At 44.7% G+C, this 20,716-nt stretch carries 24 protein-coding genes; 11 read left to right on the forward strand and 13 right to left on the reverse strand.

Annotation, left to right across the window (positions count from 1 at the left end; all coding sequences use genetic code 11):
* Positions 1–6 precede the first annotated feature (6 nt).
* Entirely contained in the window at positions 7–1,155 is a 1,149-nt protein-coding gene (gene dnaN, locus MWG72_RS13820) for a DNA polymerase III subunit beta (RefSeq protein ID WP_247144291.1), read from the reverse strand.
* 109 nt (positions 1,156–1,264) lie between these two features.
* Complete coding sequence (gene dnaA, locus MWG72_RS13825) at positions 1,265–2,641, reverse strand: chromosomal replication initiator protein DnaA (RefSeq protein WP_004281934.1); 1,377 nt, start codon at positions 2,639–2,641, stop codon at positions 1,265–1,267.
* Between the two features lie 660 nt (positions 2,642–3,301).
* Between dnaA and rpmH the strand changes: the two genes are divergently transcribed.
* The 5 genes from rpmH (at position 3,302) to mnmE (ending at position 7,408) form a co-directional block, all read left to right on the forward strand.
* Complete coding sequence (gene rpmH / locus MWG72_RS13830) at positions 3,302–3,436, forward strand: 50S ribosomal protein L34 (protein WP_000831329.1); 135 nt, start codon at positions 3,302–3,304, stop codon at positions 3,434–3,436.
* A 29-nt stretch (positions 3,437–3,465) separates the two neighbouring features.
* Positions 3,466–3,858, forward strand: coding sequence for a ribonuclease P protein component (gene rnpA, locus MWG72_RS13835; protein ID WP_004281932.1), 393 nt, complete (start codon positions 3,466–3,468; stop codon positions 3,856–3,858).
* A 9-nt stretch (positions 3,859–3,867) separates the two neighbouring features.
* Complete coding sequence (gene yidD, locus MWG72_RS13840; protein WP_004281931.1) at positions 3,868–4,188, forward strand: membrane protein insertion efficiency factor YidD; 321 nt, start codon at positions 3,868–3,870, stop codon at positions 4,186–4,188.
* Between the two features lie 5 nt (positions 4,189–4,193).
* Positions 4,194–5,957: a membrane protein insertase YidC gene (gene yidC, locus MWG72_RS13845; protein ID WP_005245552.1), complete on the forward strand. Its 1,764-nt coding sequence runs from the start codon at positions 4,194–4,196 to the stop codon at positions 5,955–5,957.
* A 92-nt stretch (positions 5,958–6,049) separates the two neighbouring features.
* Entirely contained in the window at positions 6,050–7,408 is a 1,359-nt protein-coding gene (mnmE, locus tag MWG72_RS13850; RefSeq protein ID WP_247144292.1) for a tRNA uridine-5-carboxymethylaminomethyl(34) synthesis GTPase MnmE, read from the forward strand.
* Between the two features lie 44 nt (positions 7,409–7,452).
* Here the strand turns inward: mnmE and MWG72_RS13855 are convergent, their stop codons facing one another.
* Positions 7,453–8,631, reverse strand: coding sequence for an MFS transporter (locus MWG72_RS13855; RefSeq protein WP_479681890.1), 1,179 nt, complete (start codon positions 8,629–8,631; stop codon positions 7,453–7,455).
* A 345-nt stretch (positions 8,632–8,976) separates the two neighbouring features.
* On the opposite strand from MWG72_RS13855, the gene MWG72_RS13860 reads away from it, so the two are divergent.
* Positions 8,977–9,678: a DsbC family protein gene (locus MWG72_RS13860; RefSeq protein WP_247144293.1), complete on the forward strand. Its 702-nt coding sequence runs from the start codon at positions 8,977–8,979 to the stop codon at positions 9,676–9,678.
* 90 nt (positions 9,679–9,768) lie between these two features.
* Here MWG72_RS13860 and MWG72_RS13865 read toward each other — a convergent pair whose 3' ends face one another.
* The 4 genes from MWG72_RS13865 to guaD all read right to left on the reverse strand — a co-directional run bounded on the left by MWG72_RS13865 (position 9,769) and on the right by guaD (position 12,279).
* A complete protein-coding gene (locus MWG72_RS13865) occupies positions 9,769–10,026 on the reverse strand; it encodes a GlsB/YeaQ/YmgE family stress response membrane protein (protein WP_004281926.1) in 258 nt (85 codons plus the stop codon).
* A gap of 172 nt (positions 10,027–10,198) precedes the next feature.
* Positions 10,199–10,726 carry a hypoxanthine phosphoribosyltransferase gene (hpt, locus tag MWG72_RS13870; RefSeq protein WP_004647133.1) on the reverse strand — a complete coding sequence of 176 codons (528 nt, stop codon included), beginning with the start codon at positions 10,724–10,726 and terminating at the stop codon, positions 10,199–10,201.
* Positions 10,727–10,850: 124 nt separating this feature from the next.
* The gene (locus tag MWG72_RS15560) at positions 10,851–10,976 is read right to left on the reverse strand and encodes a hypothetical protein (RefSeq protein WP_004647134.1); all 126 of its coding nucleotides are present in this window, start codon (positions 10,974–10,976) and stop codon (positions 10,851–10,853) included.
* Positions 10,951–12,279 carry a guanine deaminase gene (guaD, locus tag MWG72_RS13875; RefSeq protein ID WP_247144294.1) on the reverse strand — a complete coding sequence of 443 codons (1,329 nt, stop codon included), beginning with the start codon at positions 12,277–12,279 and terminating at the stop codon, positions 10,951–10,953. The genes MWG72_RS15560 and guaD overlap by 26 nt, the downstream gene beginning before the upstream one ends.
* 98 nt (positions 12,280–12,377) lie before the next feature.
* Between guaD and MWG72_RS13880 the strand changes: the two genes are divergently transcribed.
* Positions 12,378–12,950: a nucleotidyltransferase family protein gene (locus MWG72_RS13880; protein ID WP_247144295.1), complete on the forward strand. Its 573-nt coding sequence runs from the start codon at positions 12,378–12,380 to the stop codon at positions 12,948–12,950.
* 40 nt (positions 12,951–12,990) lie between these two features.
* Here MWG72_RS13880 and MWG72_RS13885 read toward each other — a convergent pair whose 3' ends face one another.
* Together MWG72_RS13885 and MWG72_RS13890 are read right to left on the reverse strand one after the other, a co-directional pair.
* On the reverse strand, positions 12,991–13,956 hold the full coding sequence (locus MWG72_RS13885) for a TerC family protein (protein WP_004647138.1): 966 nt from the start codon (positions 13,954–13,956) through the stop codon (positions 12,991–12,993).
* Positions 13,957–14,287: 331 nt separating this feature from the next.
* On the reverse strand, positions 14,288–15,481 hold the full coding sequence (locus MWG72_RS13890) for a sugar transporter (RefSeq protein WP_247144296.1): 1,194 nt from the start codon (positions 15,479–15,481) through the stop codon (positions 14,288–14,290).
* 155 nt (positions 15,482–15,636) lie between these two features.
* Between MWG72_RS13890 and MWG72_RS13895 the strand changes: the two genes are divergently transcribed.
* Both MWG72_RS13895 and MWG72_RS13900 read left to right on the forward strand, forming a co-directional pair.
* Entirely contained in the window at positions 15,637–15,915 is a 279-nt protein-coding gene (locus MWG72_RS13895) for a GNAT family N-acetyltransferase (RefSeq protein WP_005094867.1), read from the forward strand.
* 31 nt (positions 15,916–15,946) lie between these two features.
* Positions 15,947–16,237 carry a GNAT family N-acetyltransferase gene (locus tag MWG72_RS13900; RefSeq protein WP_004647141.1) on the forward strand — a complete coding sequence of 97 codons (291 nt, stop codon included), beginning with the start codon at positions 15,947–15,949 and terminating at the stop codon, positions 16,235–16,237.
* On the opposite strand, the gene MWG72_RS13905 is transcribed toward MWG72_RS13900, so the two are convergent.
* Positions 16,230–16,577 carry a hypothetical protein gene (locus tag MWG72_RS13905; RefSeq protein ID WP_071851289.1) on the reverse strand — a complete coding sequence of 116 codons (348 nt, stop codon included), beginning with the start codon at positions 16,575–16,577 and terminating at the stop codon, positions 16,230–16,232. The genes MWG72_RS13900 and MWG72_RS13905 overlap by 8 nt on opposite strands.
* A 196-nt stretch (positions 16,578–16,773) precedes the next feature.
* Between MWG72_RS13905 and MWG72_RS13910 the strand changes: the two genes are divergently transcribed.
* A complete protein-coding gene (locus MWG72_RS13910) occupies positions 16,774–17,247 on the forward strand; it encodes a BLUF domain-containing protein (protein WP_191112715.1) in 474 nt (157 codons plus the stop codon).
* 63 nt (positions 17,248–17,310) lie between these two features.
* Here the strand turns inward: MWG72_RS13910 and MWG72_RS15600 are convergent, their stop codons facing one another.
* The 3 genes from MWG72_RS15600 to mpl form a co-directional block, all read right to left on the reverse strand.
* Positions 17,311–17,766, reverse strand: a complete 456-nt coding sequence (locus MWG72_RS15600; protein ID WP_311204619.1) for a zinc-binding dehydrogenase — start codon at positions 17,764–17,766, stop codon at positions 17,311–17,313.
* 24 nt (positions 17,767–17,790) lie between these two features.
* Positions 17,791–18,393, reverse strand: a complete 603-nt coding sequence (locus MWG72_RS15605; RefSeq protein ID WP_338149415.1) for an alcohol dehydrogenase catalytic domain-containing protein — start codon at positions 18,391–18,393, stop codon at positions 17,791–17,793.
* 358 nt (positions 18,394–18,751) lie between these two features.
* Complete coding sequence (mpl, locus tag MWG72_RS13920; RefSeq protein ID WP_247144297.1) at positions 18,752–20,116, reverse strand: UDP-N-acetylmuramate:L-alanyl-gamma-D-glutamyl-meso-diaminopimelate ligase; 1,365 nt, start codon at positions 20,114–20,116, stop codon at positions 18,752–18,754.
* 242 nt (positions 20,117–20,358) lie between these two features.
* Here mpl and MWG72_RS13925 point away from each other — a divergent pair, with 242 nt between their 5' ends.
* A complete protein-coding gene (locus MWG72_RS13925) occupies positions 20,359–20,700 on the forward strand; it encodes a DMT family protein (protein ID WP_005252989.1) in 342 nt (113 codons plus the stop codon).
* Positions 20,701–20,716 lie beyond the last annotated feature (16 nt).

The raw sequence follows: 20,716 nt of genomic DNA on the forward strand, positions 1-20,716 counted from the left end.
CGCGGCTTAAACACGCATCGGCATGACGACATAGGTTTGATCCGTATGCGCCGGGTCTTGTACCAAGACAGACTGATTCGCTTCAGTCATGGTCATTGACACATCATCGCCATCAAGCACACCGAGTACTTCAATCAGATACTGCGCATTAAATGACATTTCTAGCGGTGAATCAGCATATTGAATCGCCAGATCTTCAATCGCTTCATCCTGCTCCGGGTTATTGGCGCGAAGTTGCAAAGAATCGGCATTAAAGTTTAGAAACACACCACGCAGCTTTTCATTACTTAAAATCGCCACACGTTGCAAAGACTGCTTGAACACGTCATGTGCGATCATCACCACTTTGTCGCCACCACGTGGAATCACACGGCGATAATCCGGGAACTTACCATCAATCAGCTTGGTGGTGAAACGCACGGTAATATCCGCCTGTTCCTTGTCACGGCTTGGCATCTTGATGGTCACATTGAGCAGTTCACGACCAATCAATAGAGATAATTGCTCATCTTCAACGCTGAGCAGGCGCTGTAATTCTGCAACGGCCTTACGTGGCACAATCGCCTGAATCGGTTGTGCTGCAGTGGATTGTGCCGCTGTTTCACACAGTGCCAGACGGTGGCCATCGGTGGTCACAGCACGTAGCTGATTGGCATCAATTTCCAGCAAGGTACCGGTCAGGTAAAAACGTACATCCTGAACCGCCATGGCAAAAGCAGTTTTTTCGAACAGGCGTTTTAGCTCACGCTGTGTCACCGTTACTTGCGTGCCTTGGGTGTTTTCAGTGTTCAGCAATGGATAATCATCAGCAGGCAATGTCCCCAGTACAAAACGGCTGTTGCCTGATTTAAGGATGCAGCGCTGATCTTCAGTGATATGCAAATCCACCAATGCTGCTGAAGGAAGTGACTTACAGATATCAATCAGCTTACGTGCAGGAACTGTGGTCTCGCCTTCCTGCAAACATGCACCTTCAGCCAGTGCTGTACTCGCCACCAGTTCAACTTCCAGATCGGAACCGGTCACGGTCAATGCTTGCGCAGTCACCTGAATTTTCAGGTTAGACAAGATATTCAAGGTATGGCGACGTTCAACCGCTCCTACGACATGTGAGAGAACATTCAGTAAGCTTTCTTTCGCGATTTTTAAACGCACGGTGCATTCCTCTAAAGCTGAAGATTAATATAGAAAAAGTGATTTTTTTGACGGTTTACTATGCGGCAAAAGCAGCCGCATAGCAAGAATAGAATTTGAGCGATTTAGGTCAACTTTGCAACAGACGTTGCAGGTTTTTATAGTCTTCGTTAAAGATCGGATCTTCTTCACGCAGACTCTGTACTTTCTCGCAAGCATGCATCACGGTACTGTGATCACGACCGCCAAAAGCCATGCCAATTTCCGGAAAACTGTCGCCTGTTAATTCACGTGCCAGCCCCATCGCCAGTTGACGTGGGCGGGCATAAATCCGGGTGCGTTTTGGACCGACCAGTTCTTTCAGCGGAATCCGGAAATACTCACTCACGACACGCTGAATATTTTCAGTACTGATAGTACGGGCACGAATCGCCAGCACATCTTTTAAAGATTCACGCACCACATCCAGATCAATTGGTGTGCCTTTAAAACGTGAAATCGCCACCACTTTGTTCAGCGCACCTTCCAGCTCACGCACGTTAGCCACCACCTGCTGGGCAATAAACAGCGCACAGTTACGTGGTAAATCAACCTGGTTGCTTTCTGCTTTTTTCAGCAGAATTTCAATTCGAGTTTCAATATCTGGTGGTTCAACCCCGACCGACAACCCCCAGGAAAAACGTGAAACCAGACGTGGATCGAGTTCGGTTAGCTCTTTAGGATAACGATCTGAAGTCAGAATGATCTGTTTAGACTCGTCCAGAAGTGCGTTAAAGGTGTAGAAAAACTCGACCAAACTAGCTTCTTTACCGGCCAACAAGTGAATATCATCGACCAGTAATAAATCCAGAGAACGGCAATTTTTCTTAAACTCTTCAACTTTGCCCTGCTGCAACGAGCTGACAAAGTCCTGTACAAAACTTTCTGCGGTCATGTACATGACACGTGCATTCGGTTTGGCCTGCAACAGTGCATTGCCGACCGCCTGCATCAAGTGGGTTTTACCCAGACCGGTCGGACCATATAAAAATAACGGGTTGTGCTGTGAAGCACCCAGCTGAGTCAGCACCTTGCGACAGGTTTCTGCCGCCATCTGGTTAGATCGACCTTCCACAAACAGCGAGAAGGTAAACAAAGGATTCAACTGACGTCTACGGCTATTTTTGCCGCTGTCTTCTTTTTCTTTCTTCGGTTTCGGCACCGGCATCGGTGTCGAAGTCAATGCCGCCGTCGTAGTCGCCGGTTGTTCACTGGCAGATAAAATCGCCCCTGGACGTGAATCGACCAAAATTTCGACCTTGCGTACCCGTCCTTCAGACAATTGCTCTGCCAGAATCGTGATCAGTTCCAGATGATGTTCTTGAATGTAACGCGTCCAGTAAGGATTAGGTGCATACAAACGCAAGCTGTCTTCCAGCTCTTCTGCAACCAATGGGCGAATCCACATTGTAAAGACATTTCCAGAGAGCTCTTGTCGCAGGCGATTTAAGCAGTCCGTCCAAAGCATGTGAATCCCCTATTCATTCCATTGTTCATTCAAAAAAGATGACCGCGACCAAAAGCGGGTCGCCATTCTAACCAAGTTATCCACATCTGTCATGGCAATTTCCACAAAAACTGTGCAAAAAGAAATCACCATGCATAAAATTAAATTTAAAACCCAGTGTGGATAAGTTTATCCGCAAGCTGTGGATAAAATATATCATAAAGTTATCCACAAAGTATAAAATTAATAGAAACAGTTTTATCCACAATATAAGCTCATGTTTAAATAAATAAAAAGTGGCTTATCCATAGAAAAAGCGCTCCCTAATAGTAATAAATTTAAATTTATAAATTTGAATTTATTTATAAGATCACTGGTTTTTGTGGATAACTCAAAAAACTTCAAATTTAAATTCAAAACCGTAAGTTAAATTTAAACTCTGGATAACATGTGGATAACTTTGTTGATAGAGTTGTTCATAACTTATATATCTTTATATAACAATAACTTAATTTGTGATTAACTTAAGTTGAACTATTTTTTATTCAGTTCTCTGAACAACTAGGGTCTTTATATTTTTTGATCTTATTTGAAAAGAAAACCGCTTTTGCATTGACAGCTCAAGCAATGAGCACTAAAATCGCGGACCTTCATAGAAAGATCATTTTTTGGAGTTTCAATATGAAACGTACATTCCAACCGTCTGAATTAAAGCGTAAGCGTGTTCATGGTTTCCGTGCTCGTATGGCTACTAAAGCTGGTCGTCAAGTATTAGCTCGCCGTCGTGCAAAAGGTCGTCATAGCTTAACTGTTTAATCAGTTACGCTAAGACGATTTTGGGTGTTATGACAAAACTTTATAGTTTTGGCACAGAGTTGCGATTACGCTGTGCTGCCGATTATAAAGGTGTCTTTGATGGTGCGCTTTTTAAAGTGCATCAACCCCATTTCTTATTTCTTGCAAAACATTCCGAACTGCCAAATAGCCGTTTGGGTTTAGTTGTTGCCAAGAAGAAAGTGCGACGTGCACACGAAAGAAATAGAGTAAAACGACTTGCTCGCGAAAGTTTTCGCCTGCATCAACAGCAATTAGATGACTTAGACATTGTAATCATGCCGAAAATGGGTGTTGAAGCAGTGCCTAATGCAGAATTGCACCAGCAATTACAATTTGCCTGGCAGAAACTGAACCGTCTCGCCAAAAAGCATTCAAAAATAGCCCCCTCCCCACAAAAGTAGAGTTGGCCAATGGTACGTTTACTGCATTGGTTGATCCGTTTCTATCAGATTGCGATTAGTCCTCTTCTTGGACCGCGCTGTCGTTATATTCCAACTTGTTCTCAATATTCCTTGGAAGCAGTCCAGATGCATGGCGCTGGGCGTGGAGTGTGGCTGGCTACTAAACGTATTTGCCGTTGTCATCCGTGGGGGGGCTCGGGATATGATCCTGTTCCCTCAAAAGCGATTCGTTTTATTTCATTTCAGCAAATAGATTCTCAAACGCTTCACGTTGCTGTACCCTTTCGTGATCGTTTATTGAACCAAAATCACTCTCACCACTTGGGGTAATACATATGCAACAATGGGCCAGGATTGCAATTCTCGGAGCCATGTTTGTTGTCGCATATTTGCTCATTTTGGCGTGGCAAAAAGATTATGGAAATGCTGAAACAAAACCGCAGCAGGAAACTGCTGTTGTTTCGCATGACGTATCTGCAGATTTGCCAAATGGTCAGACGGCTACAGTTGCCTCTGATCTGCCACAAGCAAATGTGCCAGCACAGCAAGCCACGGATGCCACAGCACCTGTAAGTCAGCAGCTTATTTCAGTACAAACTGACCTTTATCACCTTTGGATCAATCCTAAGGGTGGTGATATTGTTCGTATTGAATTACTCAATCATGACAAGAACAAAGACAGCGATGAACCGTTCGTGATGCTGGAAAGCGATGCGAAACGTACTTATGTCGCCCAGTCTGGCCTGATCGGTCTGAATGGACCGGACAGCAGCCGTAACGGCCGTCCAATGTATGAGCTGGAAAAAACGGCTTATACTCTGGCAGATGCGAAAACAGTCAAATCCAAAGATGGTGAAAACCTGAAAGTATTGTCTGTACCGCTAGTGTTTAAAACCGCTGACGGGATCGAGATTATCAAGACCTTCAATTTCACTGAAGGTGAATATCCGGTCGTGGTAAATCACAAAGTGGTTAACCGCAGTGGCCAGACTTGGCAAGGTCAGATGTTCGGTCAGATCAAACGGGATAACTCGGAAGATCCAGGCAAATCTGATCAGGGGATCTTCACGCTGGGAACATTCCTCGGCGGTGCATGGGGTACCCCGGACGAGCAGTACAACAAGCTTAAATTCGACAACTTTGTTGAAGAAAAAGTCAGTACTGAAGCGACAGGTGGTTGGGTGGCAATGGTACAGCACTACTTTGTCAGTGCATGGGTTCCAGGTCAGCTGAAGTTGACTCAAGGCAATGGCGAAGCTTATAGCGCCAAGCTTGAATCACGTAAATCAACCGATAACATGAACATCATCGGTTTTACCTCACCGACGTTCAATGTGCCTGCAGGTACAGTGGCTGAAATTGATGCGACTTTCTATTCAGGTCCAAAAATCCAGTCAGAACTGAAAGATTTGGCTGCGGGTTTAAACCAGACCGTTGATTATGGCTGGTTATGGCCAATTGCGAAATTACTGTTTGTCGGTCTTGAATTCTTCCATGGTCTGGTGGGTAACTGGGGCTGGGCAATTATTCTGTTGACTATCTTGGTGAAAGTAATCCTGTGGCCATTGTCGTCGAAGAGCTATCGCTCGATGGCGAAAATGCGTGTGATTGCGCCAGAAATGCAACGCATGAAAGAAGAGTTCGGTGAAGACCGGATGCGCTTCTCTCAAGAAATGATGGCATTGTACAAACGTGAACAGGTCAATCCGCTTGCCGGCTGTTTACCGCTGTTATTACAAATGCCGATTTTCCTAGCCTTGTACTGGGTATTGATGGAATCTGTGGAACTGCGTCATGCGCCATGGATGCTGTGGATTCAGGATTTGTCTTCAATGGATCCTTGGTTCATCCTGCCGTTGTTGATGGGCTTGACGATGTATATCCAACAGTCGTTAAATCCACAACCGACGGATCCAATGCAGGCAAAAGTCTTCAAGTTTATGCCGATTATCTTTACCGTATTCTTGTTGTTCTTCCCGGCAGGCTTGGTCCTGTACTGGATCGTCAACAACTTGATCACGATTCTGCAACAAACTTTGATTAACAAGTCTGTTGCCAAAGATCGCGCGAAACGTGATGAGGCCACTCCAGTCAACTAAGTTGTACGGATAGGCTGAATAAATCCGCTTAAGATGGTAATCTTAGGCGGATTTTTTTTGGCTGTATTTTTGAGTCTTTGCAGGTGAATTTTATGCTCAACCGAACCACAACTATTGCTGCGATTGCCACTCCACCAGGACGTGGCGGCGTTGGGGTGATTCGCCTGTCAGGCCCGAAATCCTATGAGATTGCCCAGCAACTGACACAAAAAGAGCTGGCTAAAGCCCGTTTTGCCGGTTTCCGCCAGTTCTATGATGCGGCCGGCGAAGTCATGGATGAAGGACTGGCGATTTGCTTCCCGAATCCAAACTCTTTTACCGGCGAAGATGTGGTCGAGTTGCAAGGTCATGGCGGTCCGGTGATTCAGAATGCCCTGCTTGGCCGTTTGCTGGAGCTCGGAGCTACAGCGGCTAAAGCCGGTGAGTTCTCGATGCGTGCCTTTGAAAATGGCAAGCTGGATCTGGTACAAGCTGAAGCAATTGCCGACCTGATTGATGCAACTTCGCAAGCGGCTGCACGTTCTGCTGTACGTTCACTGCAAGGGGCTTTCTCGACCAAAGTCAATGCAGTCCTTGAGCAGCTGATTCACCTGCGTTTGCATGTGGAAGCTGCAATTGATTTTCCGGAAGAAGAAATTGATTTTCTCGCAGATGGCAAAATTTTAAATCTGCTGGATGGCGTATCCAGTGCAGTCACTCAAGTACAGCAATCCGCACGTCAAGGTCAATTGTTACGTGAAGGTTTACAGGTGGTAATTGCAGGGAAACCGAATGCCGGTAAATCTTCCTTACTGAATGCATTAGCTGGAATTGAACGCGCGATTGTGACCGATATTGCCGGTACCACCCGTGATGTCCTGCATGAAAAAATTACCTTAAATGGTCTGCCGATTACCCTCACCGATACTGCGGGCTTGCGTAAAACTGGCGATATCGTGGAAAAAGAAGGGATCCGCCGCGCAATTAAAGAAATCGAACAGGCCGATTTATTGCTCTTGGTCTATGACTTAAGCCAGGGCGAAGATCCGCTGCAACTCGCCCAGGAATATTTTGCTGAACATATAGAACCGAAACGTTTGATGCTGATTGGCAATAAATGCGACCTGACCGGTGCTGAAGCCGTGATTGGAGATTTAAATGGTTTCCGGCATATCGCAGTCTCTGCCAAGCAGGAAACCGGCGTTCAGGCGCTCATAGAAGCGATTACAGCGCATGCAGGCTTCCAGCCTGAGGAAGACACCTTTATCGCACGTACCCGTCATTTAGACGCAATGAAGCGCACTCAGCTCTATCTGGCTGAGGCGCGTGAACAACTGGTGGTGTATAACGCCGGTGAACTGGTAGCGGAGTCCTTACGTCTGGCGCAAAATGCATTGGGTGAGATCACTGGTGATTTCAGTGCAGATGACCTGCTGGGCAAGATCTTCGGTTCATTCTGTATTGGAAAGTAATTATTTAATAAAACATCAAAAAAGCCCTCAACTGAGGGCTTTTTTTAGGCTGGTAGGCGGGATTTTTGATACGCCCACCACAGCGCAAAACACAGCAAACTAATCGCGATACAAAAGCTGATTACGGCGAAATCCAGCCCCCAATGATCGGCCAGATAACCCACGGCAATGATAGGGACAATAGTGCCCAGATAGGCAATAAACAGATAGGTTGACATGACGGCTGCACGGTTGTCTAAGCTGGTCATTTGATGAATCAGGGCAAAAGCACCCATCAGGGCAAAACCATGGCCAATTCCAAAGCAAATATCACTGATAAAAAATAGCAGGCTGATTTTCGAATACATACATAGCGCTAAAACCATCAGGCTCAAGCACATCATCATCAGGCCGATATTCAGACATTTGGACGCTGCAACCGCTTTGGCCATAAATTGCACGATCACTGAAACCACTAAGATACTGGTAATGGCCAGCCCACTGACCAGAGGGCCATGCCAAGGTAAAATATTTCGCACAAAGGACGGCGACAGTGAGGCAAACAGGCTAAAGGCAGCAAAGGCACTAAAAGCCGTCACTGCAATAATCATAAACACCCGATGAAACTGCGCTTCAGGTCGTTGCAGTTTAGGCGCCATGCTAAAGGGCTGCGCCTCAAACTTGGGTGCTTTGATCCAGAACAGGCCAATCAAACACAGTACGGCACCCAGAATAATCGGTAAATATGGCATCACCAAAGGGGCAGCGGAAAACTGCGCAATCACACCACCGACCAAGGGTCCCAAACCAAAACCCATTGCGGTGATGATTGAAATCAGTTGTGGTGCAGTGTGTTTATGGCTTTCTGGGATGGTATGCATTAAACCCATCATGGCAGAAGTGGTCATCAAGCCCGAGGCAATCCCAATAATAAAACGGCCAATCGAGAGGATCAGTGCATTCTGGGCAAAAACGGAAATGATCAAACCCAGCGTGATCAGGGCCAGACCAATTTGCAGGGTCCGTAAAAATCCGATGCTGTTACTGGTTCTGCCCAAAAACAACAAGGTCGAGAGACAGCCAAACATATAGGCGACAAAAATGTAGGTGATCTGGCTGGGAAGCAAATGCCAGAGCTCTTGATAAATCGGATAAAGCGGACTGGCCAAAGCAGTACCAATCGTTCCCATCATTAAAGCCAGGCTGACCATCAAGAACGGTCGCCAGCTGGTCGTTATTGTCATGAAAATGCCGTTATAGTGTTGATCCTTGGCCAATCCATGTCAGGGCGTAGCGAGGAAAATAAAAAGTGTCTGCAGTTTAGAATGGATGCAGAAAATCGGTCAAGGTTGAATGAGTAAGATATTTATCATTTAAAATATTTTAAATATATAAAACAATTATTTATTATGAATATTGATATGTTTTCTAGATATATTGAAGTTAAATATAATGCTATACATTATGTTCCACGTGAAACATGGTGAGCTTGTTTAATTGAGTGTAAACAGTAACATAAATGTTTGAGAAATTTAAAAGCAGAGCAATTAGAATCGAGCATATTCTTATCCAATTCATGTAGAACATTCATGTTAAAAAAAACACTGATCATTAGTTTAAGTACATTCATTTCGAGCTTTGCATTTGCCAATATTGATACGGTACAAACTAACTTGGCAAAAAACAGTCCCAATTTAAAAATTGAAAATATTCAGACTACGGAGATGAAAGGCATCTATAGCGGTTCCATGCAGGGCCAAGTGGTTTATTTGAATGAAGATGCCAAGCATCTGATTGCTGGCCCGATGCTGCGAATTCAGGATCAGCATAATCTGACCCGTGATTTAATGTTGAAGCAAAATAGTATCGACTGGAAAAAATTACCGCTTCAGGATGCTGTGAAAAGTGTAAGAGGTACGGGTAAACGTCAGATTGCGATCTTTTCTGACCCAAATTGCCCGTATTGTAAAAAGCTTGAGCTAGAGCTGAAAAAACTGAATGACTTGACCATTTATACCTTTATTCTTCCTTTAAAACCCCAGTCGGTTGCTCCTTCCAAACAGGTGTATTGCGAGTCTAATCCAGCTCAGGCATGGGAAGATCTTATTGCTCAAGGGATTCAACCTAAATCGAAAAAAAGTTGTGCCAATCCGATTGAGCGGAATAAAAAACTGGCTCAGTCTATGGGTGTGAATGGGACACCTGCGATTATTTTTTCCAATGGCTTTAAGGTAATGGGCGCCTATCCGGCAGAGCAGATTGAGCAGATTTTTAAAGAATTCAATTTATAAAAATTAAATAAAGATATCAGTCGTTCAATATAAAAAAGCACCTCATTGGGTGCTTTTTTATTAAGGTGATCCAGTCAGCGTCAACTTGATTTAGACCGTGCGGCGTTTGGTCACCATATTATAAATAAACAGAATAATCACAGCACCAATCACGGAAGCAATCAGACCTGCTGCGGAATCTGCCGAATACAGACCGAGCATACGACCACCAAAAGTCGCCAATAAGGAGCCGGCAATACCCAATAAGGTGGTCATGATAAAACCTGCCTTATCATTACCCGGGTGAATGGCACGTGCAATCAGACCTGCTACAAAACCAATGACGATCGCCACAATAATTGTCCACATATGCATACTCCTTCTTGTCATGTCTTTGTTTTCACATCTGTTTAATCATCTTGAAATAAAGTCAGGATTATAAAAAGTTGAATCCTGAAACGAGATGTTATTTTTTGTTCCCGGTTTCCTGTCCATTTTAGGCATAAAAAAAGTGGCTTATGCCACTTTTTTCAACCTGATTTTAAAGACCGATTTCACCAATAAATGGCAGGTGACGGTACTTCTGGTCATAGTCTAGGCCATAACCCACAATAAATTTATCTTCAACTTCAAAGCCCATAAATTCGACTTTCAGATCGATTTCACGACGCGATGGTTTACTTACCAAAGTACACAGTTGAATCGAGTTAGGTTCACGGGTTTGCAGGATTTCGAGTACCTTGCTTAAAGTGTTGCCTGAATCAATAATATCTTCAACCACCAACACATCTTTACCACGGATTTCACCGTCTAAATCTTTCAGGATTTTTACATCACGTGACGATACCGTGCCACCGCCATAACTGGACACAGTCATGAAATCCAGTTCATGCGGTTTTGAAATCACACGACATAAATCAGCCATAAAAATCACTGAACCACGTAATAAACCGATGAGCACAAGTTCTTTGTCACTATTGGCATAGTGTGCATTGATTTGAGCACCAAGCTCTTTGACTTTAGCTTGAATTTCTTCAGCGGAAATCATTACGCTCATTTGAACGGTCATGGGTAGATACCTAAAAAGTAAAAATAGCAAAATAAAAAAGGTGTTGACCTGCAACACCTGAATACGTCGCAATTTTAATACATCCCTAGCAGAGATGCACCTGTTTTGCTGGCTGTAAATGTAATCATTTTTTAGCCGCTGTTGAATCGCGTTTCAATAAAAAAACACAGCCCAGTGCCATTGCAGACAGGATCAAGTATTGGCGACGGCGGGATTTTTTCGGTTTATTCACTGGCTGCTGCTTTGACATAAACGGCTGCTCCATAGACATAGGTGGCTGCAATATTACGGTCATCGCCAAGCATGGTCAGTGCAAAAAATGCATCTTCAATATTTTTAGCTCTGCTCTGGCGTAACTGCTGTAAGGCAGTTGCATTGAGATTCAGCACCACAAAGTCGGCTTCTTTGCCAATATTAAAGTTCCCCAGGCGATCATCCAGACTCAAGGCTTTGGCACCGCCTAAAGTGGCATGATACAAGGCCTCAAAGGCGGAGAGTTTTTCGCCCTGTAACTGCTGCACCTTATAGGCTTCATTCAGGGTTTGCAGCTGATTAAATGATGTTCCTGCTCCAATGTCTGTGCCTAAGCCGACTTTGACCCCTTTGTCCCAAGTTTTTTTCAGGGGAAATAAGCCACTGCCAAGGAATAGATTTGAGGTCGGACAGAAGGCAATGGCGGAGTCGGTCTGATGCATACAATCCCATTCCTTATCTTCCAGATGCACACAATGTGCAAAGACGGACTTGCTCCCGGTTAAACCATAATGATGATACACATCCAGATAACCTTCACGTTCAGGAAAGAGTTCTTTTACCCAGGCAATTTCATTTTTATTTTCACTCAAATGGGTATGTACATACACGTCCGGATATTCACTTTTGAGCTGGCCGGCTTTTTGTAATTGTTCAGGTGTTGAGGTCGGTGCAAAGCGTGGGGTAATCGCATACAGGTTCCGCCCCTGTCCATGCCACTTTTCAATCAGCGCTTTAGAATCGGTATAAGCTGTTTCTGCTGTATCTGTGAGTGCTTCCGGAGCATGACGATCCATCAGGACTTTACCCGCAATCAGACGCATATTGCGCGTGGTCGCCGCATTAAACAAAGCATCTACGGATTCAGGATGAACGGTACAAAAGACCAGTGCAGTGGTGGTGCCGTTTTTAAGCAATTCCTGCACGAAAAATTCGGCAATTTTTTCGCTATAGGATGCATCTTGAAACTGGATTTCAGTGGGGAATGTATAGGTATTTAACCATTCCAGCAGTTGTTCACCATACGCCCCGACCATTTCGGTTTGCGGGAAATGAATATGGGTGTCGATAAAACCGGGAACAATCAGTTGATCTGGATAGTGCTGTAATTCAGCGTTGGTAGGAAGTCGTGACTGCCCTTCTTGCCATGGACCAAACCACTGGATTTTACCCTCTTGAATGATGACTAAGCCATCTTCTACATATCGCACTTGGTCGTGTATATCACGTGCTTGGGCAACTGTATTCTGAATGTCGAGGAAGCGACCACGGATCGCTGTCGTTGCAATTACAGAAGACATTTTAAACCTACGCTTTTAATTTTTTCGATTGATTGTAGCTGAAAAAATTGCCATGTTTGTATGAACATTCATATTTAAATAGTGATCCCGATTCTTCTATGACCTCATCCAATTATCATGATCAATTTCAACAGATCGTACGTGCGCAGCCGACATTAATGCGCATCTTGCATCAGTTAGCACAATTACACTCTGACGCTTATGTCGCAGCGGGTGTGTTACGTCATGTGATCTGGGCGCATTTACATGGATGGGAATATGAAATAAATCATACTGAGGTCGATGTGATTTTCTATGATGAAAATGAGCAGGCTCGCGTTATAGAACAGCAACTTGCAGATCGGTTAAAAGAGTATTTTCCAGATATCCGTTGGGATGTGACTAATCAAGCCTTTGTACATGAGTGGTATCGTACCGATCAAAATGAAAATATTGAGCCTTTAACTTCAATTAGTCATGCGCTGTCATTATGGCCAGAAACTGTCACGGCCTTGGCACTGCGCCTGAAAGATGATGAATTGGAGTTGATTGCTCCTTTCGGTTTAGCAGATTTATTTGAGTTAAAGCTGCGTTGGAATCCGAATTTAGTCAGTTATGCCGTGTTTGAACAACGCATGCTGAGCAAACAGTTTTTGCAAAAATGGCCCAAATTATCCCTGATAGAACAATAAAAAAAAGCCTGCTGATGCAGGCTTTTTTGATGATTACTTTTTACAGGGTGGTTTCGTTATATTTCTTGCTATGACGAATCGACAAGATCGCGGTCACAGTCAGGACAATCACAATAAAGCTCAAAGAAATCCAGATCGGCATATGGAACACATCCAGCATCAGCATTTTAAAGCCGATAAAGACCAGAATGATCCCGAGACCATAAGGCAGATAATGCATTTTTGAGGCTGCGCCCGAGAGCAGGAAGAACATCGCGCGTAGGCCTAAAATCGCCATCAGGTTTGCGGTAAGGACAATAAAGGGATCGGTGGTGACGGCAAAAATAGCTGGAATAGAATCGACCGCAAAGATCACATCAGACGCTTCAACCAGGATCAGGACCAAGAACAACGGCGTTGCCCAGAGCAAACCATTCTGACGGACAAAGAATTTGTCGCCCTGAAGTTGCGGGGTAATACGCATATGTTTACGTAGCCATTTCAGAATCGCCATATCTTCAATATTGCTGTCTTCTTCATGCTGACCACGCAGGAATTTGAAGCCGGTATACACTAGGAACGCACCGAAGATATACAGAATCCATGAGAATTCCTGTACGAACCACGCGCCAATAAAAATAAAGATGGTTCTGAGTACAATCGCACCCAGTACGCCATATAACAGCAGCTTGCGTTGCAATGCGGGTGGAATGGCGAAGGCCGCGAAGATCATCAGCCAGACAAAGACGTTATCAATCGCCAGGGATTTTTCCAGCAGATAACCGGCAAAGTATTCCATGACCTTAGCATTGGCAATTGCCGTGCCTGCGGTCTGCTCCAGATACAGCCATAAGCCGCCACCAAATAAAGTCGCGACACTGACCCAGGCAATACTCCAGTAGGCAGCAGTACGGACTTTAACTTCCTGACCATGCTGATGCTTAAAGCCGACAAAATCGATTACCAGCATGACTGCGACAATCGCGAAAAAGACAAGATACAGCCAGAGTGTACCAATGGTTTCCATGTGAATTCTCCACATCGGACAACTAGCCATAAAAAAACCTTGACCAGTTGCCAGATGAAAAACATCTATAACAACATGATCAAGGTCTTGCCTACATCTTACTGTTCCACTTTTTTATATAAAGTGTGACTTCAAGATGCTCAGATACCGACTTTTTGCAAAGTGTAATGACGATATTCTGACACGTTTAAAAATTGAAATTTCATTCTTAAACGCTTGGAGGAGGCTACTCCCCTTGTTCAAACTAAATTTTATTTGAGCGGTAGCTCAATGTGCAGCAAGCATGACAGATTTTTGCTAAGACTACAATTTCATTTACAAAAATCATGCTTCAAGGCGCTTTCTTACCTAAGAAATCCGGACGCTGAATCAGATATAAGCTGATCAGAAAACCTAGGCTAGCCAAGATGGCTCCTACCCAGCCAATACTATGTAATCCGATATGTGCCGTTACCAGACCGCCGAGTAAGGCACCGCCGCCAATCCCGACATTGTACAAACCTGAAAAAATCGCCATGGCGACATCAGTCGCATCGGAAGCCAGATTTAAGGTCTTGGCTTGTAGGGCCAGACTAAACCCAATAATGCTGATGCCCCAGATTAACGCTAGGCTATTGAGCTGAATTACACCCTGAGACAGGGGCAGCAATAACAGCAGCGAGATCCCTAGCCCGAGTGTAAATAGCGGAATGGTGAGTCGGGGAAAATGCGGTGCAAAGCGGCCAAATACATAAGACCCGATCAGGCCCGCACCGCCATAAATCAGCAATAAGCTGGTGGTCTGTGCAGAGCTGAATTGCGCAATATTCAGCGCAAAGGGTTCAATATAACTATAGGCGGTAAATTGCGCACTAATCACAAGCACGGTAAGCGCAAAGACCAGCATCAGGCTGGGACGTTTTAGCAAGCTTTTTAAACTGCTGAGTGAACCTGAATTAACACTTGGCAATAAAGGCAAGGTTTTGGCCAGCAATACGCACACCACGCTTGCCACAACTGCGATCAAGGCAAAACTATTGCGCCAGCCATAGGCCTCCCCGACCATCCGGCCAAAGGGAATTCCCAGAACCATCGCCATGGCGGTACCGGTAGCCAATAAGCCCAGTGCCTGAAACTCTTTGCCCTTTGGCGCAACCCGCACGGCAAGCGACGCCGTAATTGACCAGAACAGCGCATGCGCCACGGCAATACCAATTCGGCTCAGCACCAGAATGCTAAAGCTCCAGGCAAAATAGGACAGCACATGACTGAAAATAAACACCGCAAATAAAACCATCAGCAGAAAGCGCCGTTCAATATTTTTGGTCAGTAACATCATTGGTAAAGAAAGCAGCGCCACGACCCAGGCATAAATCGTCAGCATCCACCCGACCTGAGTGGGTGACATGGAAAAACTGGTACCAATATCACTTAATAGCGCCACCGGGATAAATTCGGTGGTATTGAAAATAAAGGCAGCAGAGGCTAAAGCAATCACACAGACCCATTGACGCGTCACCGAAGAGGTGGAAGAAGAGCTGGACATAAACATCTGATAAAAGGAACCGGCCGGTAGTTTAAACCTGTTAAGCAGAATGCGGTATTGGTCAGAAGGATAGATTCACAATCCTTTAAAAGAAATCTAACAATAGTGCAGGGAAAAATATGTCAATCTGACTTAAAAACAAGGAGAGGATCGGCATGTTGATCGAGCATCAGCAACAGGACACTGGAGGTTTATGGTTTGTAGAGCCGAATGAAAAACGTCTGGCAGAAATGAGTTATTCTAGAGTAAATGAAGATCAATTAGTGATTGAACACACCTGGGTCGATGACAGCCTACGCGGACAGCACGTCGGGTATTATCTGGTCGAGGCCGCTGTGAATTTTGCCCGTGAACACGGCATCAGGATTATTCCAAAATGCCCTTTTGCCAAATCCGTGTTCGAGCGAGAGCCTCGCTTTAATGATGTTTTATAATTTAAAAATGACAACAAAGGTTTAGATTCGTATGGAAATCAAATATCAAGATTCAAAACGCGGTGGTGTATTTTTTATGGAAGATCAAGGACGCCGCCTGGCCGAGATCACTTATCAATGGCGGGGCGATGCAGTCATCATTGCCGATCATACTTGGGTCGATGATTCCTTGCGTGGCCAAGGTATTGCCCGAAAAATGCTGGATGTACTGGTCGATTTTGCCCGTGAAAAAAGTTTAACCATCATCCCGCAATGTTCCTATGTGGATGTCATGTTTAAACGTGACCGTAGTCTGGCAGATGTCGCGGCAACGACTATTTAACCATCCAAGGGGATTTCCCGAAAGATAAATGCAATCTTTCTTTCAAGGCAGGAATCAATATAACCTGTAACAGGGTATATAAACCGAAACCTGCCATCACCCCGGTCATCGCCCAGAAAATTTCTTCAAACTGTTGCAGCATTACTAAAATTGCCATGATCAGCAGATAACTGGCATGAAAATAAATTCGATGCCCAACAAATTTCAAGATCGTCCAGCTAATAAAAATTGAACTGATCAGCAGATTGGTTTGAGCGCTGAATTGCCAATTATTTAAAGTGATGATCAGGATAAAACACACACATAACAAGGCGAGGGTTAAAATCAGATCTTTTAACATCAAGTGATCCTCATGTTCATGGTAGGTGTATGAAAATATTCGTTTAATAATTTAGGCACTATTGTTAAAAGTTTAATCCAGAAATGCAAACTGAAAACCGTGTAAGCAAAAACGGATATTTGCTTAAAAAATAGTCGACTTAATTTAAAATTATTGATTAAATTGTGTTTTTAATTCTTCCCTCTAGAGAGATGGCATGATGCTACAGCTTTGCTATGCCAGTGAACGCATAGAATCTGAACAAGAGTTGTTACAAGATTTGAGCGATATTTTGGCCACTGCCCGGAAGTTTAACCTTCAGCATCAGATTCATGGGGTGTTGTATTATTCCCATGGCAAATTTTTCCAGTGCCTTGAAGGTCAGGCTGAAGTAGTGGAAAGTTTATTTCAGAGCATTTGTCAGGATGCCCGCCATCATAGTATCTTGCGTTTTGCAGATGCGATGGTAGAGCAGTCTCATTTCTCGGAATGGTCAATGAAATATGTGCATAAACACAGTGAAATTTCTTCTTTATTTTCACGTTTAGGTTTGAAGCAATTTGATCCACATGCCTTGCAGCAGTCAGGAATTGCCGAATTCCTCAAAGTGCTGTATCGCCTGGAAGAAAATCAGGCCAGTCTGGCATCGCCAAAAGGTTATAAGCAGCGTGGTTATGTCCCCTATTTCTGATCTGAGGGATTAAAGCTGAAAATAAAAAAGTCCGCATGGCGGACTTTTTTTGTCTGATGTAGATTAGCTCATGTCAATCATGACTTTTAAGGCCTTCTCATTGGAGGCATGTTTAAACACATCATAGGCTTTTTCAAAATCGGCAAATTTAAAATGATGGGTCGCCAGTTTTTCTAGGGGCAATTTGCCGGAACAGCAGGTTTTCAGCAACATCCCTGTGGTATTGGCATTCACCAGACCGGTAGTAATGGTCAGGTTTTTAATCCACAGTTTGTTCAGTTCAAAACTCACCGGTTTACCATGTACGCCGACGTTGGCAATATGCCCGCCCTCTTTGACGACATGCTGGCAAATATTCCAGGTAGGCTCCACCCCCACTGCTTCAATGGCACAGTCAACCCCGCGTCCATCGGTAATCTCTAAAATTTTTTGAATGGCATCTTCTTTGGCGGAGTTGATGGTATGCGTTGCACCGACAGTCTTGGCAAATTCCAGCCGGTTATCATCCATATCCACCATAATAATATTGGCAGGTGAATAGAACTAGGCAGTGAGCAGACAGCTCATGCCGATTGGCCCTGCCCCGACAATCGCAATATTGTCGCCTGGTTTGACATCGCCATATTGCACGCCAATTTCATGTGAAGTTGGCAGGATATCTGAAAGGAATAAGGCCACATCTTGATTCAGGCCTTCGGGTAAATGATAGAGTGAGGTGTCGGCAAAGGGCGTGCGTACATATTCGGCATGGGTACCGTCAATCATATAACCCATGATCCAGCCGCCTTCATTGCGGCAATGCGCATATAGCTGTTTCTGGCAGTTTTCACAGGTTCCGCAGCGGCTGACACAGGAAATAATCACCCGGTCGCCCTTTTTGAAATTCTGCACGGCGGAACCGACTTCTTCCACAATGCCAATACCTTCGTGACCTAAAATACGCCCCTTAAAGCTGCCCTCTTTACGTGTGGCCTCCTGCTCAATTTCGGGGTTTTTACCTTTCCAGATACCTAAGTCGGTACCACAGATGGTAACTTTTTCGAGTTTAATGATGGCATCGCCGGGATGCAAAATGGTGGGAACCGGGCGGTCTTCAAAGCGGATATCATTTGCGCCGTAATAGACCATCGCTTTCATCGTTGTCATGACACATCTCCTAATGGAGTGAGGAATGAGAATGACCTGACTCAGCGAGAATAATGAACGCCTCGATTGCTTTTATATAGTGACAGCGATGGGCTGATTCATGATCTGGCTTTCAGGCCTATAGATACCTGTGTTCTTCTCGATTGTGCCTTGAGTGATATGGCGCTGCAATGAGTCTTGTGTACAGATTGCAACAAAAGATCATTCGGGATGGTTCAGAGGTAAATCTGCTCTTTGGGTCAATGTTTAAATCATAGGATTGCAGGATCAGAACAACTGTTCACTTTTGCTGAAGCAAGGTTTTAATATGCTAAAAAAAGCCCGCTAAACGGGCTTCTTCATTTCACTTAAATCTGTTTTATGCTTGTAAAACAGTGATCAGCTTCTGATGCAAACCACCAAAACCGCCATTCGACATAATTACTACGGCATCGCCCTCGCCTGCTTCTGCTACTACGGTCTGAATGATGTCATCCAGTGTGCGTGCAATTTTGGCCTTGTTTGGCGCAGCCTCAATGACCGGTTGCAGATCCCAGTCCAGTCCTTCCGGTTGATACCAGATCACTTCATCGGCCAGACGTGCTGAATGAGCCAAGCCATCTTTGTGACTGCCCATGCGCATGGTATTGGAGCGCGGTTCAATAATTGCCCAGAGTTTGCGTTCACCCAGACGTTTGCGCGCACCTTCTAAGGTCGTATCAATCGCCGTCGGATGATGGGCGAAATCATCATAAACCTCGATACCACGGACTGTGCCTAATAGTTCCATACGGCGTTTCACCCCACCAAAATTGGACAGTGCTTCACAGGCAGTTTCAATCGATACGCCGACATGTTCAGCAGCAGCAATCGTGGCCAAGGCATTGGCAACCGAGTGCTGCCCGGTCATATTCCACTGTACTTCGCCTTTGACTACGCCCTGTTGCAGGACTTTGAAATGTGAACCATCTGCTGACAATTGTTCTGCATAAAGTTCAGATTTTCCGTTGGCATCCAGACTGGTGCGCACTACAGGCGTCCAGCAGCCCTGCTCCAGCACTTCATCAATATTGCTCTCAGTAATCGGCGCGATAATCCGGCCTTCGCTTGGAATGGTACGAACTAGATGATGGAACTGCTTTTGAATTGCGGCTAGATCATCGAAGATATCGGCATGGTCAAATTCCAGGTTATTTAAAATTGCTGTTTTTGGATGGTAATGCACGAACTTGGAACGCTTGTCGAAGAAAGCAGAATCATATTCATCGGCTTCAACACAGAAATATTTCCCGCCACCGAGACGCGCACTTTCCGAAAAGCCTAAAGGTACACCGCCAATCAGGAAGCCCGGCTCCAGACCGGCTTGATCCAGTACCCAAGCCAGCATGGTGGTGGTCGTGGTTTTACCATGCGTTCCGGCGACACCCAATACGTGTTTGCCTTGTAGGACATGATCAGCCAAAAACTGCGGACCTGAAATATAAGGCAGGCCTTCATTCAACATATATTCGACTGCATCAATACCACGCTTCATGGCATTACCGACAATCACCAGATCCGGATGTGGTTGCAAATGACTGCGGTCATAACCCTGCATTAAAGTAATACCAGCATTTTCAAGTTGGGTCGACATGGGTGGATACACATTCAGGTCTGAACCTGTTACCTGGTGGCCCAGATCGCGTGCAAGTAGCGCTAACGAGCCCATAAAGGTGCCACAAATACCCAAAATATGCAGATGCATCTACTTCACTCCGTTCCTGTCTGACCCATCACTTTATATTGGTGCTGTTGTCATGATTTATTCAATTTGCAAGCAACGATAGCAAGGCTTTAGCTGAAAAGATAGTGAAAATTCTGGCCTTGTTGTGGGATTTTTTAAATCCTGTTTCACGGATAAATTCAAAGAAAATTTCAAAGTGACGCAATGTCTTTTCGCTTAATAAACCGTAAAATAAGTTCGACCTTTTTGCAGAGTGCATGCAGATGCTGCCGGCTTTATTTCTTCTGGTAATTGCCAACTGTTTTATGACCTTAGCTTGGTATGGGCATTTAAAGTTTTTGCCACATGATGCACCGCTCTGGCAAGCGATTTTATTCAGCTGGGCCATTGCCCTGTTTGAATATAGCCTGATGATTCCGGCGACCAAATTACTGGCGCAGCAAGGAATGGCAGTCGGTCAAATGAAAATTACCCAGGAAGTCGTGACTTTACTGGTCTTTGTTCCTTTTATGATTTTCATGTTTAAGCAGCCTTTTAAACTGGATTATCTCTGGGCCGCTTTATGTCTGTGTGGATGCGTCTATTTTGTATTCCGCAGTTCCTGAATAGCTGTAACTGCGG

The sequence above is a fragment of the Acinetobacter lwoffii genome (assembly GCF_022967985.1).
Classification (GTDB): Bacteria; Pseudomonadota; Gammaproteobacteria; order Pseudomonadales; family Moraxellaceae; genus Acinetobacter.

What these genes read in the sequence shown, in the direction of transcription:
- dnaA (WP_004281934.1), bottom strand. Translation starts at nt 2,641, where the DNA reads ATGCTTTGGACGGACTGCTTAAATCGCCTGCGACAAGAGCTCTCTGGA.
- rpmH (WP_000831329.1), top strand. Translation starts at nt 3,302, where the DNA reads ATGAAACGTACATTCCAACCGTCTGAATTAAAGCGTAAGCGTGTTCAT.
- rnpA (WP_004281932.1), top strand. Translation starts at nt 3,466, where the DNA reads ATGACAAAACTTTATAGTTTTGGCACAGAGTTGCGATTACGCTGTGCT.
- yidD (WP_004281931.1), top strand. Translation starts at nt 3,868, where the DNA reads ATGGTACGTTTACTGCATTGGTTGATCCGTTTCTATCAGATTGCGATT.
- yidC (WP_005245552.1), top strand. Translation starts at nt 4,194, where the DNA reads ATGCAACAATGGGCCAGGATTGCAATTCTCGGAGCCATGTTTGTTGTC.
- mnmE (WP_247144292.1), top strand. Translation starts at nt 6,050, where the DNA reads ATGCTCAACCGAACCACAACTATTGCTGCGATTGCCACTCCACCAGGA.
- MWG72_RS13855 (WP_479681890.1), bottom strand. Translation starts at nt 8,631, where the DNA reads ATGACAATAACGACCAGCTGGCGACCGTTCTTGATGGTCAGCCTGGCT.
- MWG72_RS13860 (WP_247144293.1), top strand. Translation starts at nt 8,977, where the DNA reads ATGTTAAAAAAAACACTGATCATTAGTTTAAGTACATTCATTTCGAGC.
- MWG72_RS13865 (WP_004281926.1), bottom strand. Translation starts at nt 10,026, where the DNA reads ATGTGGACAATTATTGTGGCGATCGTCATTGGTTTTGTAGCAGGTCTG.
- hpt (WP_004647133.1), bottom strand. Translation starts at nt 10,726, where the DNA reads ATGACCGTTCAAATGAGCGTAATGATTTCCGCTGAAGAAATTCAAGCT.
- MWG72_RS15560 (WP_004647134.1), bottom strand. Translation starts at nt 10,976, where the DNA reads ATGTCAAAGCAGCAGCCAGTGAATAAACCGAAAAAATCCCGCCGTCGC.
- guaD (WP_247144294.1), bottom strand. Translation starts at nt 12,279, where the DNA reads ATGTCTTCTGTAATTGCAACGACAGCGATCCGTGGTCGCTTCCTCGAC.
- MWG72_RS13880 (WP_247144295.1), top strand. Translation starts at nt 12,378, where the DNA reads ATGACCTCATCCAATTATCATGATCAATTTCAACAGATCGTACGTGCG.
- MWG72_RS13885 (WP_004647138.1), bottom strand. Translation starts at nt 13,956, where the DNA reads ATGGAAACCATTGGTACACTCTGGCTGTATCTTGTCTTTTTCGCGATT.
- MWG72_RS13890 (WP_247144296.1), bottom strand. Translation starts at nt 15,481, where the DNA reads ATGTCCAGCTCTTCTTCCACCTCTTCGGTGACGCGTCAATGGGTCTGT.
- MWG72_RS13895 (WP_005094867.1), top strand. Translation starts at nt 15,637, where the DNA reads ATGTTGATCGAGCATCAGCAACAGGACACTGGAGGTTTATGGTTTGTA.
- MWG72_RS13900 (WP_004647141.1), top strand. Translation starts at nt 15,947, where the DNA reads ATGGAAATCAAATATCAAGATTCAAAACGCGGTGGTGTATTTTTTATG.
- MWG72_RS13905 (WP_071851289.1), bottom strand. Translation starts at nt 16,577, where the DNA reads ATGTTAAAAGATCTGATTTTAACCCTCGCCTTGTTATGTGTGTGTTTT.
- MWG72_RS13910 (WP_191112715.1), top strand. Translation starts at nt 16,774, where the DNA reads ATGATGCTACAGCTTTGCTATGCCAGTGAACGCATAGAATCTGAACAA.
- MWG72_RS15600 (WP_311204619.1), bottom strand. Translation starts at nt 17,766, where the DNA reads ATGGTGGATATGGATGATAACCGGCTGGAATTTGCCAAGACTGTCGGT.
- MWG72_RS15605 (WP_338149415.1), bottom strand. Translation starts at nt 18,393, where the DNA reads ATGACAACGATGAAAGCGATGGTCTATTACGGCGCAAATGATATCCGC.
- mpl (WP_247144297.1), bottom strand. Translation starts at nt 20,116, where the DNA reads ATGCATCTGCATATTTTGGGTATTTGTGGCACCTTTATGGGCTCGTTA.
- MWG72_RS13925 (WP_005252989.1), top strand. Translation starts at nt 20,359, where the DNA reads ATGCTGCCGGCTTTATTTCTTCTGGTAATTGCCAACTGTTTTATGACC.